This is a genomic window from Cohnella pontilimi, assembly GCF_005049045.1.
GTDB classification, from domain to species: Bacteria; Bacillota; Bacilli; order Paenibacillales; family Paenibacillaceae; genus Cohnella; species Cohnella pontilimi.
This window is the reverse complement of the sequence record NZ_SUPK01000001.1, coordinates 577,124-594,042: the sequence shown is the minus strand read 5'-3', so window position 1 is coordinate 594,042 and position 16,919 is coordinate 577,124. Positions and strand designations below refer to the sequence as shown.

22 protein-coding genes and 1 tRNA gene are annotated in these 16,919 nt (G+C 56.7%); all 23 read left to right on the top strand.

What is annotated here, in order from left to right:
• The first annotated feature begins 102 nt into the window (after positions 1 to 102).
• The 23 genes from E5161_RS02965 to trpE all read left to right on the top strand — a co-directional run bounded on the left by E5161_RS02965 (position 103) and on the right by trpE (position 16,911).
• Positions 103 to 282, top strand: a complete 180-nt coding sequence (locus tag E5161_RS02965) for a DUF2768 family protein (protein WP_136776167.1) — start codon at positions 103 to 105, stop codon at positions 280 to 282.
• Between the two features lie 16 nt (positions 283 to 298).
• A complete protein-coding gene (locus E5161_RS02960) occupies positions 299 to 592 on the top strand; it encodes a 2Fe-2S iron-sulfur cluster-binding protein (protein ID WP_211246672.1) in 294 nt (97 codons plus the stop codon).
• Positions 593 to 685: 93 nt separating this feature from the next.
• On the top strand, positions 686 to 1,291 hold the full coding sequence (locus tag E5161_RS02955; RefSeq protein ID WP_136776166.1) for a nucleotidyltransferase domain-containing protein: 606 nt from the start codon (positions 686 to 688) through the stop codon (positions 1,289 to 1,291).
• Positions 1,288 to 1,647 carry a 2Fe-2S iron-sulfur cluster-binding protein gene (locus E5161_RS02950; RefSeq protein ID WP_136776165.1) on the top strand — a complete coding sequence of 120 codons (360 nt, stop codon included), beginning with the start codon at positions 1,288 to 1,290 and terminating at the stop codon, positions 1,645 to 1,647. The genes E5161_RS02955 and E5161_RS02950 overlap by 4 nt, the downstream gene beginning before the upstream one ends.
• A gap of 23 nt (positions 1,648 to 1,670) precedes the next feature.
• Positions 1,671 to 2,393 (top strand): hypothetical protein, encoded by a 723-nt coding sequence (locus E5161_RS02945; protein WP_136776164.1) that lies wholly within the window; start codon positions 1,671 to 1,673, stop codon positions 2,391 to 2,393.
• Positions 2,394 to 2,673: 280 nt separating this feature from the next.
• On the top strand, positions 2,674 to 4,152 hold the full coding sequence (gene spoIVA / locus E5161_RS02940) for a stage IV sporulation protein A (protein WP_136776163.1): 1,479 nt from the start codon (positions 2,674 to 2,676) through the stop codon (positions 4,150 to 4,152).
• A gap of 161 nt (positions 4,153 to 4,313) precedes the next feature.
• The gene (locus E5161_RS02935; RefSeq protein WP_136776162.1) at positions 4,314 to 4,586 is read left to right on the top strand and encodes an HU family DNA-binding protein; all 273 of its coding nucleotides are present in this window, start codon (positions 4,314 to 4,316) and stop codon (positions 4,584 to 4,586) included.
• Between the two features lie 88 nt (positions 4,587 to 4,674).
• Positions 4,675 to 4,751: transfer RNA gene (locus E5161_RS02930), tRNA-Pro, on the top strand.
• A 115-nt stretch (positions 4,752 to 4,866) separates the two neighbouring features.
• Positions 4,867 to 5,088 (top strand): trp RNA-binding attenuation protein MtrB, encoded by a 222-nt coding sequence (mtrB, locus tag E5161_RS02925; RefSeq protein ID WP_136776161.1) that lies wholly within the window; start codon positions 4,867 to 4,869, stop codon positions 5,086 to 5,088.
• A gap of 88 nt (positions 5,089 to 5,176) precedes the next feature.
• Positions 5,177 to 5,710 (top strand): hypothetical protein, encoded by a 534-nt coding sequence (locus E5161_RS02920; protein ID WP_136776160.1) that lies wholly within the window; start codon positions 5,177 to 5,179, stop codon positions 5,708 to 5,710.
• Positions 5,711 to 5,812: 102 nt separating this feature from the next.
• Entirely contained in the window at positions 5,813 to 6,691 is an 879-nt protein-coding gene (locus E5161_RS02915) for a heptaprenyl diphosphate synthase component 1 (protein ID WP_136776159.1), read from the top strand.
• 5 nt (positions 6,692 to 6,696) lie between these two features.
• On the top strand, positions 6,697 to 7,419 hold the full coding sequence (locus E5161_RS02910; RefSeq protein ID WP_246042093.1) for a demethylmenaquinone methyltransferase: 723 nt from the start codon (positions 6,697 to 6,699) through the stop codon (positions 7,417 to 7,419).
• Positions 7,416 to 8,291 carry a UbiA-like polyprenyltransferase gene (locus E5161_RS02905; RefSeq protein WP_136776158.1) on the top strand — a complete coding sequence of 292 codons (876 nt, stop codon included), beginning with the start codon at positions 7,416 to 7,418 and terminating at the stop codon, positions 8,289 to 8,291. The genes E5161_RS02910 and E5161_RS02905 overlap by 4 nt, the downstream gene beginning before the upstream one ends.
• Positions 8,285 to 8,923 (top strand): UbiX family flavin prenyltransferase, encoded by a 639-nt coding sequence (locus E5161_RS02900; protein WP_246042073.1) that lies wholly within the window; start codon positions 8,285 to 8,287, stop codon positions 8,921 to 8,923. The genes E5161_RS02905 and E5161_RS02900 overlap by 7 nt, the downstream gene beginning before the upstream one ends.
• Positions 8,916 to 9,797, top strand: a complete 882-nt coding sequence (locus tag E5161_RS02895) for a menaquinone biosynthetic enzyme MqnA/MqnD family protein (protein WP_136776157.1) — start codon at positions 8,916 to 8,918, stop codon at positions 9,795 to 9,797. The genes E5161_RS02900 and E5161_RS02895 overlap by 8 nt, the downstream gene beginning before the upstream one ends.
• Positions 9,794 to 10,768, top strand: coding sequence for a polyprenyl synthetase family protein (locus E5161_RS02890; protein ID WP_136776156.1), 975 nt, complete (start codon positions 9,794 to 9,796; stop codon positions 10,766 to 10,768). The genes E5161_RS02895 and E5161_RS02890 overlap by 4 nt, the downstream gene beginning before the upstream one ends.
• A gap of 71 nt (positions 10,769 to 10,839) precedes the next feature.
• Positions 10,840 to 11,283 (top strand): nucleoside-diphosphate kinase, encoded by a 444-nt coding sequence (ndk, locus tag E5161_RS02885; protein ID WP_136776155.1) that lies wholly within the window; start codon positions 10,840 to 10,842, stop codon positions 11,281 to 11,283.
• 26 nt (positions 11,284 to 11,309) lie between these two features.
• Positions 11,310 to 12,128: a CheR family methyltransferase gene (locus E5161_RS02880; RefSeq protein ID WP_136776154.1), complete on the top strand. Its 819-nt coding sequence runs from the start codon at positions 11,310 to 11,312 to the stop codon at positions 12,126 to 12,128.
• Between the two features lie 52 nt (positions 12,129 to 12,180).
• A complete protein-coding gene (locus tag E5161_RS20655; protein WP_169306560.1) occupies positions 12,181 to 12,339 on the top strand; it encodes a hypothetical protein in 159 nt (52 codons plus the stop codon).
• An 88-nt stretch (positions 12,340 to 12,427) separates the two neighbouring features.
• On the top strand, positions 12,428 to 13,597 hold the full coding sequence (gene aroC / locus E5161_RS02875; protein WP_136776153.1) for a chorismate synthase: 1,170 nt from the start codon (positions 12,428 to 12,430) through the stop codon (positions 13,595 to 13,597).
• Positions 13,597 to 14,712: a 3-dehydroquinate synthase gene (gene aroB / locus E5161_RS02870; protein ID WP_136776152.1), complete on the top strand. Its 1,116-nt coding sequence runs from the start codon at positions 13,597 to 13,599 to the stop codon at positions 14,710 to 14,712. Before aroC ends, aroB begins: the two co-directional genes overlap by 1 nt.
• On the top strand, positions 14,709 to 15,077 hold the full coding sequence (gene aroH / locus E5161_RS02865) for a chorismate mutase (protein WP_136776151.1): 369 nt from the start codon (positions 14,709 to 14,711) through the stop codon (positions 15,075 to 15,077). The genes aroB and aroH overlap by 4 nt, the downstream gene beginning before the upstream one ends.
• A 289-nt stretch (positions 15,078 to 15,366) precedes the next feature.
• On the top strand, positions 15,367 to 16,911 hold the full coding sequence (gene trpE, locus E5161_RS02860) for an anthranilate synthase component I (RefSeq protein WP_136776150.1): 1,545 nt from the start codon (positions 15,367 to 15,369) through the stop codon (positions 16,909 to 16,911).
• Positions 16,912 to 16,919 lie beyond the last annotated feature (8 nt).

The window sequence follows — 16,919 nt, the reverse complement described above, 5'->3', positions numbered from 1 at the left end:
CGAGCGGATCCCCGAACCGAAGGGGGTCTTTTTTTTGTCAACCTTCCGGACCAGTGGTATAATTTGTAGCGTTTTGAGGACGGATAGGATGGGGGAACGAAGTTGGATCCGATGACCAAAATGTGGGTGTCGTTCATCGGCATCGGCCTTATGGCGCTGGCGGCGGCCTTGATCACCTTCGCCCGGCTGAAAACGAAAGGCTGGATTCGGTTCGTCCTGTCTCTGGCCGCATTCGTCATGCTGCTGGCAGGGCTGGTGTACGGCGTCGCGGCGATGGCTTAGGAGGTTTACAACAGAGTTGCTGATCTTAACGGGAAGAACCCGAACGAAGGAAACGGAAAGCCGAACCGGCATCAGCCTGCTGGAGCATGCGCTGCGTGCGGATGTGGATTGGGGCTTTAACTGCTCGAGAGGCACTTGCGCCAGATGCCGGTGCTATATTGCGGAAGGCTCGGATCTGCTCGAGGAGCCGACGGACGCCGAGTGGGACCGGCTCGGTCCGGACGAGCTGGATGCCGGGTTCAGGCTGGGATGCCAGGCGAAAGTAGCGCGAACCGGAACGATTAAAGCCGTCAACCGGACCTATTTTTAGAGTGAATATATTACGGGGTCCCCAAAAAGTAATCGGATTACGCTCCGAAGCTTCACGTCACTTTTTGGGGTGAAAGGGAGGGGGAAATCCCTCATGCATCAAGGATATCCTGCGGCGGCTATCGCCGTGCTCGCGGAACGGCTGCAAAATTGCGGCGGCGTCTGGGTGGTCGGCGGGAGTACCGGATTGGCGGTAAGAGGCGCGCGTTTGGACCGACCGCCCCGGGATTTGGACATTTATGCGGATGAAACAGATATGGATGCGATTCACCGGCGTTTGACCGAATATGCATTGGACACGCCCACGCCGAGCCAAACCGGGCAATATCGTTCCAGACTGTCTCATTATTCGGTTGAAGGCACGGTCGTAGAGCTCGTCGGAGGATTTGAGGTTCGAGCCGGCGGAAGTCTATATCGGACGGAAGTACGTGAGATGCTGGACCCGTATGGCGAGGATTTTCACGTGAATGGGCAGAAGGTGAAAGTGGTGCCGCTTGCACACGAGCTGCTGTTTAACGTGCTGCGGGAACGCGGTGACCGGACCGAATTGGCCGCTTCCTTGATCCGGGAGCAGCCGGACCGCCATTTGCCGGTGTTGAACATCTTGCTCGAGCGCAATGACCTATCGGCGGAAACGGCGGAACGGCTCCGGCGGCTGACTGCCGGCGCCGGACGCAGCATGAAGGCGGGAGCGGAATGAGCGGGAACCGCAGAGTCACCTTCCTGCCGGAGGAACGGTCGATAGAAGTCAGGCCCGGAACGACGCTGCTCGACGCCTCCAAGCGAGCCCGCGTGGCCGTTCGTACCCGGTGCGACGGAATGGCGTCGTGCCTCATGTGCAAAGTGAACGTGGACCCGGATCAAGCTGCGGCGCTTCAGGAACCGACTCCTGCGGAGAAGCGCATGCTCGGCGGACTGCTCGGCCAAGGGATCCGACTTTCGTGCCAGGCGCGGGTAAAGGCGGACGTTACGGTAACGGTGCCGGAAGACCCGCTGAAATCGGTCATTCGCCAAAAACTGGCCGAGCAGCAGCGGGAGAAGGATGAATTGTGGTGAAGACATACGGGGGAAGCACAAGAATGAATCGAAAACGCACCTTATTATTGGCTTTATGTACGATGATTTTGCTGCTCATTTCGGGCTGTCTGTATCCGAAAGACCAGACGCCGGGTCAAGACGCATCCGCGCGCGAAGCGGTACTGACCGTTCAAGATGCGGTCAACCGGTATAAGGAATCGACCGGTCTGCTTCCGATCCAGAATGCGGAAGCTTCCGTGCCGGTATATGAGAAATACCGCATCGATTTCGGGAAGCTCAAACGAATGGGCTACCTGTCGGCCATCCCGCCTGCGGCATTCGAGAACGGCGGCGGCTATATTTTTTTGATCATCGATGAAGAGACCGACCCGCAGGTGAAGCTGCTCGATTTGAAAGTGTATCAAGGGATCACGGCCATGCAGAGCAAGGTCGACGATTACCGAAGCGCCCACGGCGGAAGCAATCCGGCGGCAGAGGAAGCTTTCCCCGGTTATCTTGATCTTGATTATGACAAGCTGGGGGCTTCCAGACCGGATCTATCCAGCATGTATTCGCACCGTCCGCTGGAGCTCATGTTGAGCGGTGATGGCGAAGTATTTGCGGACTATGCCGCGGACATCGCAGCCGCCGTGCAAAAGACGGGGGCCGCACCGAAGCCGGACGAAGATCTCCGTCACCGGCTGGCGGAGGCTTCCTACTATGTGCCGGTTAAAGCTCCCGTTTACCGGTGGCAGGGGGAAGAACCCCGGCCGGTCGCACCTTAATAAATGGAACAGAACAGAGGACATTCGGCCTACACGCCGGATGTCCTATTTGTCATGGAAGAATAGAAACCGAAGACATACGGATTCCGTTCCGTTCATATGCTTGTTGAGGATACAACCGAGCGCCGGCGGGCGTACGCCGGCATGGCAAACATTTGGTCGCGGGCGGCATATTTCGGTCCGGCGAACATACAATGTTACCAGTCCAAGTTCGTGTACGAGTTCCGTCGCGCTGGCGGGTCACGAAGGGTTCGCGATTACGATGGGAGGGGAAATCTCAGTGGAAAAAGTGGACATTTTCAAAGATATCGCCGAGCGCACAGGCGGCGATATCTACCTCGGGGTCGTCGGCGCCGTACGGACGGGCAAATCGACCTTTATCAAACGGTTTATGGAAACCGTCGTGCTTCCGAACATCACGCACGAGGCAGACCGCGTGCGCGCGATCGACGAGCTGCCGCAAAGTGCGGCCGGCCGCACGATCATGACGACGGAGCCGAAGTTTGTTCCGAATAACGCGGTGCAAATTAAAGTGGCTGACGGGCTGGAAGTGAACGTCCGGCTTGTCGATTGCGTCGGATATACGGTGGAAGGGGCCAAAGGCTTCGAGGACGAAAGCGGGCCGCGCATGATTTCGACGCCTTGGTTCGAGGAGCCGATTCCGTTCCAGGAAGCGGCTGAAATCGGAACGCGCAAAGTCATTCAGGAGCATTCCACGCTCGGCGTTGTGGTGACCACGGACGGCTCGATCGCGGAAATTCCGCGTCACGCCTACGTGGACGCCGAAGAGCGGGTGATCAACGAGTTAAAAGAAGTCGGCAAACCGTTCGTGCTCGTGATCAACTCGGCGCGGCCGAGGAGCGAAGAAGCGCAGACGCTCCGCAGCGAGCTTTCCGTCAAATACGATATTCCGGTCATGACGTTGTCCGCCGCGAACATGGGCGAAGATGAAGTCATGGGCGTGCTGCGGGAAGTGCTGTACGAATTCCCGGTTCATGAAGTGAACGTCAACCTTCCCAGCTGGGTCATGGTGCTGAACGAATCGCACTGGCTCCGTTCCAGCTATGAAAATTCCGTCCGCGAAACGGTCAAAGACATTCGCCGTCTCCGGGATGTCGACCGCGTGGTCGCCCAGTTCATGGAATACGATTTTGTGGCGCGCGCCGGCCTCAGCGGCATGAACATGGGGCAGGGCGTTGCGGAAATCGATTTGTACGCACCGGACGAATTGTACGACAGAATCCTGATGGAGGTTGTCGGTACCGAAATCCGGGGCAAGGATCACCTGCTGCAGTTAATGCAGGAGTTCGCGCATGCCAAACGCGAGTACGACCGATTCGCGGAAGCGCTGGAGATGGTGAAGACGACGGGTTACGGCATCGCCGCTCCGACGCTGGCGGAGATGGTGCTCGACGAGCCCGAGCTGATCCGGCAAGGCTCCCGGTTCGGCGTCCGCCTGAAAGCGACAGCGCCGTCCATTCATATGATCCGGGTCGACGTGGAGTCGGAGTTCGCCCCGATTATCGGAACCGAGAAGCAAAGCGAAGAGCTGGTCCGCTATTTGATGCAGGATTTCGAGAAGGATCCGATCAAAATTTGGGAGTCCGATATTTTCGGCCGGTCGCTGCATTCGATCGTCAGAGAAGGCATTCAAGGCAAAATCGCCATGATGCCCGACAACGCCCGCTACAAGCTGCAGGAAACGCTCGGCCGCATCATCAACGAAGGCTCTGGCGGCTTGATTGCCATCATCCTCTAAACCGGAAAACACCCTTTTTCACGAAAGGGTGTTTTTATATTTGGAGGAAAAAAGACGTGAATCTCGCGCCACGCTTGAAACTTCGGATTTTTCCCGTGTATAATTTCTGATGAAACGGATAAACAGATAACAAGCCAGATTCCGTTGTGGGAGGTGAAGGCATGAACAAAACCGATCTGATTGCGAAAGTCGCGGAAATGACGGACTTGTCCAAAAAGGATGCTACGCAAGCGGTTGACGCGGTATTCGACGTTATTTCAGAGGCGCTCCAAAACGGAGACAAAGTACAACTCGTCGGCTTCGGAAACTTTGAGGTTCGCGAGCGTTCCGCCCGTAAAGGACGCAACCCGCAAACCGGTGACGAAATCGAGATCCCGGCCGGGAAAATTCCCGCGTTCAAACCGGGAAAAGCGTTGAAAGAGGGCATTAAATAATAAGGTTATGTCGAACGCCAAGCGACAGCCTGAAATAAGGTTGCGCAGCTATTTGGGCATGTGCTATACTCAATCTCGTACTTTTCGTCGGGACGTAGCGCAGCTCGGTAGCGCGCACCCTTGGGGTGGGTGAGGTCGAGAGTTCAAATCTCTCCGTTCCGACCATTACTTACGCAAATACTGCTCCTTCACGGCCTGCCCGGGGAGGAGCAGTTTTTTTGTTTGACAGTGATCCGGATTATCCCTCATAGTGTATATAAAAAAAGGAGGCCGGCGGCGAATGGAAGCGAACCAGTCGGACTACGTGGTCATCAAGGCCAAAGAAGGCGGCGTTCAAGTCATCGGACTGACCCGCGGGCAAGACACGAAATTTCACCATATGGAAAAACTCGATCGGGGCGAAGTGATCATTGCGCAATTCACCGAGCATACGTCGGCCATCAAAATTCGCGGCAAGGCGACCATCATGACCAAGTATGGGACCGTCGAAACCGACAACTAACCTCGATCCCGCACCGTGCAGGCATAGCCTGCCTTTTTCATTTGTACAATGGTGTAGGAACCCGTCCGTGACGGAGGAGGACACCGCCATGCCTTATTGGAAATCGACCGCTTATTTGATTGTGGCCGGCATGATCGCGATTCTCGTGCTGGGACGTTTGCCGCTGTGGGAACACGCCGCTCAGGAGCTTCGGGCGAAAACGGCGATGTCGGTCCCGAGACACATGCTCTCGGACGACAATTTGGCCGACGCGATGGCCGGACTGCGGCTGCAGGAAAGATTGACGAGGGTCGAGTGGGATCATTCCATTTTGACCGTCGATCTGACGCTGCGCTCCGATAAGGGAAACGGTCAAGGAGCGCTGCGGGATTTGACGTCGCTCATCCGGTTCACGTTCCTCGAAGCCGGCAACGTCCGGCAGCTCCTCTTCCGGGTGTACAGGGAGAACGGCGATCAACGCCTGCTGCTGTTTTACGGGAACGGCCGACGGGATGAATGGACCCGGGATGAGCTGAGTTCCTTACAGCCTCCGAATTTCGTGGACGACGAAGCCTTTGGCGGCAAATTGCGCCTGGCGGTCACGCCAGCAGGCGAGCGATGGCTCCGAAATATATCAAATTGATGAACATGAGGGGCGTCTTATGCGGTGTTACCGGGGTTATGTTATAATAAGTAAAATCATAACGCCGTTCAGGTGTTCGGCATCAGGCTCGGAGGCTGCAGCATGACACGATACCGGGTTGAGCAATTGGCCCATAAATATATGAACCATGATATGATCGCGCTTCATACCGAACTCCCGGATTTCCCCGATGGCCGCATCCGTCTGCTGTATGCGGTGCTGGGGCAGCAGCCGGCCGCCGCGTCCGACAAAGAACTGCTGTCGCTCGTGACTTCGCTTATTCAGGTCGGACTCGACACGCACGATATGGTGGATAACCGCTCCGCCGAATCAGGCGGCGGCATGCCGGCGATGCGGTCCCAGCAGCTCAAAGTGCTCGCCGGAGATTATTTCAGCGGGCGTTTCTATCATCTGTTATCTCAAGCGGGCCATATTGACGCGATTCGCCGTTTGAGCGAAGCAGTATCCGAATTGAACCGAATCAAAATGACGCTCTATTTAAAAACAATAAGACGCGAACTGGACCCGGAGCAGTATGTGAAGTATGGAACGGATTTGAAGTCCGGTTTATTCCTGTCTTTTACAGGTTTCATGCACGGACTCTATGAACGGGTGTGGCCGGAGCTGATCGAGCGGTTCAGCCGCTGCGAGGTGCTGCTCCAAGAACTCAGAAAAGCGGACAATCCTTGTCCACCCGGCGGAAACTGGGTTTTTTGGCACATCTGGCAAGAAGGTACGGAGGAAGAGCGCCGGCAATTGACGGATCGCCGCGAAGACATCGGCATGATCCGGCATCTGCTGGACAAATACGAGGTCAAAGACAAGCTCGCCGCGCTCCTTCACCAATCCGCCGCACAGCTGCAAGGACTTCTCGGGCGGCTGCAATCGGACAAGTTGACGCGCGAGCTGCAGCCGTTGATCGAGCCGTTTCTCGCGGCTGGCGGCACAAGACCGGCCGCGGCATTGAAGGAGTTGGGGTGAGCGCAATGGCAATGGACGCCGAATCGAAACAACAGCATGTACACGCCGTGTTTGAAAGCATCGCGCCGAAATACGATTTCATGAACGACGTTCTCAGCTTCCGCAGGCACAAGGCCTGGCGCCGGTTCACGATGCGCAAGATGGAGGTGCAGCCCGGGCAGAAATCGCTCGATTTGTGCTGCGGCACCTGCGATTGGACGATCGCACTTGCCAAGGCGAGCGGCGGAGAAGCCGTCGGTCTCGATTTCAGCCGGAATATGCTGAACATCGGACAAGCCAAAGTGGATAAACTCGGACTCGGCGGACAAATCAAGCTGGTTCAGGGCAACGCGATGGAACTGCCCTTCGCCGACAATTCGTTCGACTACGTGACGATCGGCTTCGGGCTTCGGAACGTGCCCGATCTGATGCAGGTGCTGCGGGAGATGAAACGTGTCGTGAAGCCGGGCGGCAAAGTGGTCTGTCTCGAGCTTTCCAAGCCGTCTTGGCAGCCCTTTAAGGGCCTTTATTATTTTTATTTCGAGAAACTGCTTCCGCTGCTCGGCAAGTGGCTGGTGAAGAGGTACGAACAGTATCGCTGGCTTCCGGAATCGCTAGCGGCTTTCCCTGATTTGCAGGACCTGGCCGAACGGTTCCGCCAGGTCGGGCTCCGCAACGTGCGGGCGTACCCGCTCACCGGAGGGATTGCCGCTCTGCATATCGGGACGAAGGGGAATGACGGGGCATGATACGCAAAATCCGCGTTTTTTTAGAAATGATTAAGTTCGAACATACGATTTTTGCACTTCCATTCGCGTTCGTAGGGGCAATATTAGGTGCAGTCAGCGTACAGCACAGACTGCCGGAATGGAGCGAGATCGGCTGGATTTTGCTCGCCATGGTCGGCGCACGCAGCGCGGCGATGGGGCTGAACCGGCTGATCGATAAGGCGATCGACACGCGCAACCCGCGCACCGCGATCCGGGCGCTGCCAGCGGGGCTGCTTCGTTCGGGCGAAGTGCTCCTGTTCATCGTCATCTCGTTCGTTTTGTTGTTTTGGGCGGCGTCCCAGTTAAACAGCCTGTCGGTGAAATTGCTGCCGATCGCCGTATTTATGACGGTTTTTTATTCTTATACGAAAAGATTTACTTGGCTTTGCCATGTGGTGCTCGGCTTGACGATCGGACTGGCACCGCTCGGCGGCTGGGTTGCCGTGACCGGTCAGGTGACGTGGCCGTCTATTATTCTTTATTTGACGGTCGCCTTGTGGACCGCAGGCTTTGACGTCATTTACGCCTGCCAGGACGTGGAATTCGACCGCAAAGAAGGGTTGTTTTCCATCCCTGCCCGTTTCGGCATCTCCCGTGGGCTCGGCATCGCCCGCATGTTTCATGCTTTGACCGCAGTGGGCTTCTCACTGCTGCTCTTGCTTACCGATTTGAGTTGGTGGTACTGCGCCGGCATCGTGGTGGCAGGGGCGCTCATGCTTTATGAGCACCGGCTGGTGAAGCCGAACGACTTGAGCAAGCTGAACGCCGCATTCTTCACCATGAACGGAATTCTCAGCGCAGTCGTGTTCGCGTTCACGTTCATCGACCTGGTGGTGGTGAGAACTTGGTGACATCGGCTCAGGAACGTACAACAGCGGCGCCAAGACGCTGGGTAGTCGGCATCACGGGGGCCAGCGGCGCCGTATATGGCGTCACGCTTTGCCACCGGCTGCTGGAAGCCGGGTACGAGCTTCATCTCGTGGTGTCCGACGCAGGGTGGCGGGTGCTGAAAGAAGAGCTCGGATGGGACGCGGCCCGGCGCAGCGACGCGCTGCAAGCCGCCTTCGGCGAAGCGGCGGTGTCCGGCCGGCTGATTTATCACCCGCTTGGCGATATCGGAGCGGGGATCGCCAGCGGATCTTTCCGCTGTGAAGGAATGACCGTCATCCCTTGCTCGATGGGAACATTGTCCGCGATTGCGGCAGGTTCCTCGACGAACTTGCTGACTCGGGCGGCAGATGTCATGCTGAAAGAAGGGCGTCCGCTGCTGCTTGTTCCGCGGGAGACGCCGCTTCACGCGATTCATTTGGAAAATATGCTCAAGCTGGCACGGCTCGGCGTACGGATCATTCCGGCTATGCCGGCCTTTTACCACGGTCCGCAGACGCTGGACGACCTGGTCGCCTTCCTGGTCGGCAAAGTCATGGACAGCATGGGCGTGTCCAACAACTTGTTCAACAGATGGGGAGAAGACAATGACTGACGGCCTGTCGCGGCCGATCCGAATCGGACGCATCGATTATACGAATGTGTGGCCTGTAGTTCACCATTTCGATCCTGCCGCACTGAAGCACCCGGCCGAGCAAGTTCAGGAGATGCCGGCTGTGCTGAACCGGAAACTGCGGGAAGGCGAGATCGACCTGGCGGCGATTTCGTCGTTCGCCTACGGAGATTCTTCGGAGTCCTACTATTTGCTTCCCGATTTATCGGTGAGCGCGCTCGGCCGCGTTCAGTCGATTTTGCTGTTCTTGAAATCTCCGCTCGAGAAAGTCGTGAACGGCAAAATCGCCTTAACGACCACTTCGGCCACTTCCGTTAATTTGCTCAAAATCATTATGGAAAAATTTTATGGCGGCAAACCGATCTACGAAGACGCCGAACCGTCACTGGAGAAAATGCTCCAGGGAGCGGATGCCGCCCTATTGATCGGCGATCATGCCATCCGGGCGTCGTGGCAAAACCACGGCTACCGCGTGCTGGATCTCGGCGAAGTATGGAACCTGTGGACCGGGCATTGGATGACGTTCGCCGTGTGGGCGGTCAGAAGGGAAGCGGCGCGTCGGAATCCGGAGGCGGTCCGGGACATTTTCGAGGGCTTGACGGTGAGCAAACGCATGGCTTACCGGGATCTGGAGCCGATCGTTTCGAAGGCACAAAGTCAAATCGGAGGAACCCGCGAATATTGGCAAGGGTATTTCCGCAATCTGTACCACGGATTCGGACCGGAGCAGCAAGCGGGACTCAAGCTGTATTATCAATACGCGCACGAACTCGGCCTCATCGATCATGAAGTGAACCTGACCGAATGGCCGGTGGCCGTTGCCGGCAATTTTGCAGAGCCGCAGGTGAGGAAATGAAAATGATGCAGCTGTACGCCGCCTTGAAATCCGACTTGCAGGCGATCGAAGACGAAATGGCCCGTTCGGTTATGTCCGAAATGCCTCTCCTCAGCGAAACTTCGCTGCACCTGCTGAAGGCGGGAGGCAAGCGGATTCGCCCCGTATTTGTCCTTTTGTCGGGCAAATTCGGCGAGTACTCTCTGGAGACGCTCAAGAAAGTCGCTGTTCCGCTTGAGCTGATTCATATGGCCTCGCTGGTACACGACGATGTGATCGACGATGCCGAAACCCGGCGCGGGCAGTTGACCGTGAAGTCCAAGTGGGACAACCGCATCGCGATGTACACCGGGGATTACATACACGCGAAAGCCCTCACGGTGATCACGCAGCTGAACAATCCGAGAATTCACCGGATTTTATCGAGTGCCATCGTACAAATGTGCATCGGTGAAATGGAGCAGATCCGGGACTTTTTCAATGTGGATCAAAATATCCGCACTTACATGCGTCGGATAAGACGCAAAACGGCGATGCTGATCGCGATCAGCTGTCAGCTCGGTGCTTTGGCGACGAACGCCCCCGCCAAGATTAGCGATGCGCTGTACCGTTTCGGCTACAATGTCGGTATGGCTTTTCAAATTACCGACGACCTCCTGGACATATGCGGAACGGAGAAAGCGATCGGCAAACCGCCCGGAAGCGATCTTCGGCAGGGCAATATCACGCTGCCTGTGTTGTTCGCGCTGCAGGACGAGTCGATTCGGGGCGCCCTATTGGACGAAATCGCGGCTATCCGCGCTAGCGAAGGACCTGTGGATTCGTCGCCTGCGGTTCGCCTCGTTCGTTCGAGCCGTGGAGTTCAAGCGTCGGAGGAGCTGGCGGACCGGTACATCGTCAAAGCGTTGAAGGCGCTCGAGGCGCTGCCGGATTTGCCGGCCAAGCGCAACTTGGCCGAAATCGCCCGGTTCGTGGCGCATCGCAGTTATTAAGCCTTTACGGTGTGGTAAAATGAGGAATATAACGCTTGTACGATCCGATAAAACCGAAAAGGAGAGCGTTTATGGAACGAACTTATTTGATGGTGAAACCGGATGGCGTGCAGAGAGGTCTGATCGGCGAAATCGTCGGGCGCTTCGAGCGCAAAGGCTTGAAGCTGGTCGGCGCGAAGCTGCTGAACGTTCCGCTCGAAACGGCGGAGCTTCATTACGCTGAGCACCGGGGCAAAGATTTCTACGATCCGCTGTTGACCTTTATTACGTCCGGCCCGGTGTTCGCCATGGTTTGGGAAGGCGATCACGCCGTCGAACTGGCCCGGCTGATGATCGGCAAGACGAACGCGCTGGAAGCGGCGCCCGGCACCATTCGCAGCGACTTCGCGATCCATACGAGGTTCAACCTCATCCATGGCTCCGATTCCGCGGCAAGCGCCGAACGCGAAATCGGCATTTGGTTCAAGCCGGAGGAACTGGTTTCCTACGAGAAGTCGATCGATAGCTGGATTTAAATCCTATCACTAGAGGAGTCCGATTCATGGGGGAACTGATTCCGGCCGGCGGCTTAACGGAAGATGAGGATTTTGCCCGTTTCGTGGCGGACATTCACCGCAGCCTGTCGATCGACTTGTCGCAGTATAAAGAGGGGCAAATGCGCCGCCGGCTCACAACTTTGCGAATGAAGCACGGGTTCGGCACTTTCGCGCTTTATTACAAAGCGTTGATGGGCGATGCCAAACTGCGTGAGGAATTTCTCGACCGGATGACGATTAACGTCTCGGAATTTTGGCGGAACGCGAACCGCTGGCAAGTGCTGTCGGAACGTTTTTTGAAACCGATGCTGAGCTCGTCGCCCCGCTTGAACGTGTGGAGCGCCGCGTGTTCCACGGGAGAAGAGCCTTATACATTGGCGATGATTCTGGATTCGTTCGGCGCGCTCGAACGCTCATCTATACTGGCGACGGATATCGACGACGGTGTACTTGCCAAAGCCAAGGAAGGATTGTACCCGGTACGTTCGGTTCGGGAAGTTCCGGCCGATTATTTGAAGCGGTACTTCGAAGCAGCGCGAGACCATTATCGTGTGGTGGAACGCCTGAAGAAAGCGGTCAAGTTCCAGAAGCAAAATTTGCTGCTCGATTCCTTCGGCTCCCAGTACGACCTGATCGTCTGCCGCAACGTTATGATTTATTTTACGGAAGAAGCCAAGTCGGCACTGTATCACAAATTTTCTCGGGCGCTCAAACCGGGCGGGCTGTTGTTTGTCGGCAGCACGGAACAAATTTTCTCCCCGGGGCAGTACGGACTCGAGCCGGCCGACACGTTTTTTTACCGACGCGTTTCCGCGGGGGTATGAGACGCGGGTTCCCACGCGATACTAATGATAACCATTCCACGCGGAGGGAACCATGGACAAGCGAAAAGTAATCACCGCCTACCGGCGAGGTTTGATTTCCGTGCAGGAATGCGCGCAGATTTTGGGCGTCGACAATGTGAAGCTCATCGCCATGATGCGGGAAAGCAAAAACACCAAAAGAGCCGCGGCACATAAGCAGTCCGTCCGATAAGGGCGGGCTTCTTTTCTTGTCAAACGCTTTAACGCTGTAATATAATGAGCGAAAGACAGATGAGGTTTCAGGGTAGGAGGAACGGAATGTGAGTTTACGATATTTGACCGCAGGAGAAACGCACGGTCCGCAGTTGACGGCCATCATTGAAGGGCTGCCGAGCAACCTCGAGCTGGATTTTGAAGCTTTGAATTTTCAATTGCAGCGCCGGCAAAAAGGACACGGACGCGGGCGCCGCATGCAAATCGAAAAGGATACCGCCCAGATCGTCGGGGGAGTGCGTCACGGACGAACGACAGGCGCGCCCGTGGCGGTCGTGGTCGAAAATAATGACTGGAAGCATTGGACCTCTGTCATGAATGTGGAACCGATCGAGGGGAACGACGAGGCCAAACGCCGCGTTAACCGTCCCCGGCCGGGGCACGCCGATCTGAACGGCGGACTGAAATACAACCTGAAAGATTTGCGCAACGTGCTGGAGCGCTCGAGCGCCCGTGAAACCGCGGCGAGAGTGGCAGTCGGAGCGATTGCAAGGCAGCTTCTTGAGAAATTCGGCATCAAGGTGGCCGGACATGTCGTGTCGATCGGCGAAGTGACGGCCGAAACGCCGAACTTGCCGCTTGACGAGCTCGTCCGCGTAACGGAACAATCCCCGGTGAGGGTCGCGGACAAGGCGGCCGAACAACGGATGATCGAGCTGATCGACCGCACGAAGACGGAAGGCGACTCGATCGGCGGAATCGTCGAATGTATCATAGAAGGTGTTCCTGTCGGTCTCGGCAGCCACGTGCAGTGGGATCGTAAGCTGGACGGCCGCATCGCGCAGGCGGTGATGTCGATCAACGCGTTCAAAGGCGTAGAGATTGGCCTCGGATTTGAAGCTGCACACCGTCCGGGCTCCCAGGTGCACGATCCGATTCATTATGACGGCGACCGGGGTTTCTACCGCGCTTCGAATAACGCCGGCGGATTTGAAGGCGGCATGACGACCGGGGAACCGATTGTTGTCCGCGGGGTCATGAAACCGATCCCGACCTTGTATAAACCTTTGGCCAGCGTCGATATCGATACGAAGGAGCCCTTTACCGCACAAGTCGAACGGTCCGACGCATGCGCGGTGCCTGCGGCCAGCGTCGTTCTTGAGCATGTGGTCGCTTGGGAAGTGGCCAAAGCCTTTTTGGAAAAATTCGGCGGCGACTCGATAGAAGAAATCGAGGGCAACCTCGAAAATTATTTGCGCCAGCTGGCGGATTACTGATGGAGGCTGCGGTCAGGGAACTGACGGTCGAACTGGGGGAACGCGCTTATCCGATATGGATCGGTTCCGGTTTGCTCAGCAGAACCGGGGAGTTGTTCGCGGAGCGGGGGTTTCCGGAGAAGTCGCCGGTTCTGTTGGTTACGGATGCCGCGGTGGCCCATTTGTACGCGGAGACCGTCGAAACTTCGCTTCGTGCTTCCGGATATGAAGTGCAGCGGGCCGTCGTAACCGTCGGAGAAGCTTCCAAATCGCTCTCGGTATTTGACGGTTTGATCGAAGCTGCGCTGGAAGCCGGACTGGACCGCAAATCCACGGTGATCGCGCTTGGCGGCGGGGTTGTCGGGGATTTGGCGGGCTTTGTCGCCGCCACGTACATGCGAGGCGTGCGTTTCGTGCAAATGCCGACTACCATTTTAGCGCACGACAGCAGTGTCGGCGGCAAGGTGGCGGTCAACCACCGGCTGGCGAAGAACATTATCGGGGCTTTCCATCAGCCTGAGTTCGTCCTCTACGATCTCGATACGCTGCTGACTTTGCCGCCCAGAGAAGTGCGCGCCGGCTTGTCCGAGGTAATCAAGCACGGCTTGATCTGGAACGCGGATTTCGTGCGCTGGTTCGACGAACACGCGGAGCGGCTGCTGGGCCTCGATCCGGAAGCGCTCGGCTATGCTCTATATGAAGGATGCAAAGTAAAATCCATTGTTGTTTCGCAGGATGAACGGGAGAACGATCTTCGGGCGATTTTGAATTTGGGGCATACGATCGGTCATGCCTTGGAAGCGGTGGCCGGTTACGGCGAGCTGCTTCACGGTGAAGCGATCGCCATCGGCATGGCGGGAGCCGCGCGCCTCGCGGTCCGCTTCGGCTACGATCCGGCCATCGCGGCGGAGACGGAACGGATTTTCCGCAAATTCGGCCTTCCTGTGCGGATTCCGGCTGATATCAATCCGGATGCCGTCATGAAGGCCATGATGCACGACAAAAAGTTTAAAGAAGGCCAAATGGTATTTATCGTTCCCACTTCCATCGGCAGCGTGGAAATCCGCCAGGACGTGCCGTCGGATTGGGTAAGGGAAATTGTGGAGCAACTGCGGGAGGGAGCCGGAGAAGCATGAGCACAAGAGGCATACGCGGCGCCATTACGGTGGACGCCAACGAAGAGAATGTGATACTCGGCGCCACGGTCGCCTTATTGAATGGCATCGTAGACGTAAACCGCTTTAGTCCGGAAGATATCGCTTGCGTTTGGGTGACCGTGACTCAGGATTTGGACGCCACATTCCCGGCGAGAGCCATCCGCCAAATGCCGGGCTGGGAGCTCGTTCCGCTTATGTGTTCGCTGGAAATTCCGGTGAAGGGAAGCCTCGAAAAATGCATTCGGCTGATGGTCCTGGTCAATACCGATGCTTCGCAAACCGAAATCCGCCATGTATACATGGGCGACGCTCAGTCGCTGCGGCCCGACTTGTCGGGCAAATAAAGGCGTTGACGCCTTCCGGCGTCGGTGATATAGTAGGAACAAGTTACGCGTCGCGGAACGGTCGACCGGAGGGTCGATCACTTACGCGAGCGAGATGAGCAGAGTAGAGCGGAGTCGAGCGGAGACAGCCGTGTCCCGGGAATCGTCATGGGGCAGACGGCAGAAGTCCGGTTTATTTGCGCACCTTTGGGTGACGCAGGAGGCGGACCATACATCTCTATCGAACTTAAAGCATCTCTGCGGAGATGCTTTTTTTGTTTAATTTGGCAATTGAAAAGGAGGCAAACCGATGGACCGGCAGGAGCTGCAAAATGTGATCGCGCTGGCGGGAAGCTATAATGTCATACCGATTGTACGGAGATTGCTGGCGGATACGGAAACGCCGATCCGGGTATTCCAGCAGTTCATCCGCGACAAGCGGGCGTTCCTGCTCGAAAGCGTCGAAGGCGGCGTCAAATGGGCGCGTTATTCGTTCATCGGCACCGATCCTTTTTTGGTGCTCCGTTTGAAACAAGGCCAAGTGACGCTGGAGCAGGGCGGCCGCACGGAAACGCTGACCGCGGACAACCCGCTGCAGCTCATCCGGGAGAAGCTGCGGTCGTACCGCAGCCCGGCGCTGCCGGAGCTGCCCCCGTTCACCGGCGGCGCCATCGGGTTTTTCGGATACGATTTGCTGCAGTATTACGAGAAGAAGCTGCCGCGGCACCGGACAGACGATTTGAATATGGACGACATGCAGTTTATGTTTTGCGACCGGATCGTCGTGTTTGATCATTTGAAGCAGCAGGTGCTGGTGATCGGCAATGTGCATGTGAAGGACGGTGCCACCGACGAGGACATCGAAGCCTCCTATCGCGAAGCATTAAAGGCGATCGACGACACGATCCGCAGACTTCAGCGGCCGCTGCCGCAAGTGATGTCGAGAGGCGCTCCGCCGGCGGATCCGGATTTGGGCCATGTTTACTCGAATCTGACGAAAGAACAGTTTATCGCCAATGTGGAACAAGCCAAAGAATATATCCGGTCCGGCGACATTTTCCAAGTGGTGTTGTCCCAGCGTTTTCACATCGAAACTGAAGTGGATCCATTGCAAGTGTACCGCGTGCTGCGCACCATGAATCCTTCTCCGTACATGTACTGCCTGAAGCTCGACGATGAAATGATCGTCGGCACGTCGCCGGAGCTGCTCGTGAAGGTGGATAACGGCAAAGTCGAGACGCGGCCGCTCGCCGGAACCCGTCCGCGCGGACGGACGCCGGAGGAGGACGAGGCGCTCGAGAAGGACCTGCTGGCCGACGAGAAGGAGCGTGCGGAACACGTCATGCTCGTCGATTTGGGCCGCAACGATCTCGGAAGGGTATCGGAGTTCGGTTCCGTCAAAGTCGACAGCTACATGGAGATCGAACGATACTCGCATGTGATGCATATTGTCTCGAACGTCTCGGGACGAATCCGCGAAGACCGGGACTTTTTCGATGCTTTCCTTTCCTGCCTGCCGGCGGGCACATTATCAGGCGCGCCGAAGCTGCGGGCGATGCAAATCATTGCGGAGCTGGAATTGGAAGCGAGAGGCGCATACGGCGGCGCCATCGGATATCTCGGATTTTCCGGCAACCTCAATACATGCATCACGATCCGCACCATCATTTTCAAAAACGGAAAAGCTTATGTGCAGGCAGGAGCGGGTATTGTATGGGATTCCGTTCCGGAAATGGAATATGAGGAGACGGTCAACAAGGCGAAAGCGATGCTGAAAGCGATCCGTTCGGCGGAAGCGGCATTTCCTCCGCTGGCCGTGGCCTTGGATCGCCACACGAATTTGGATTATGATTAAAACCCATG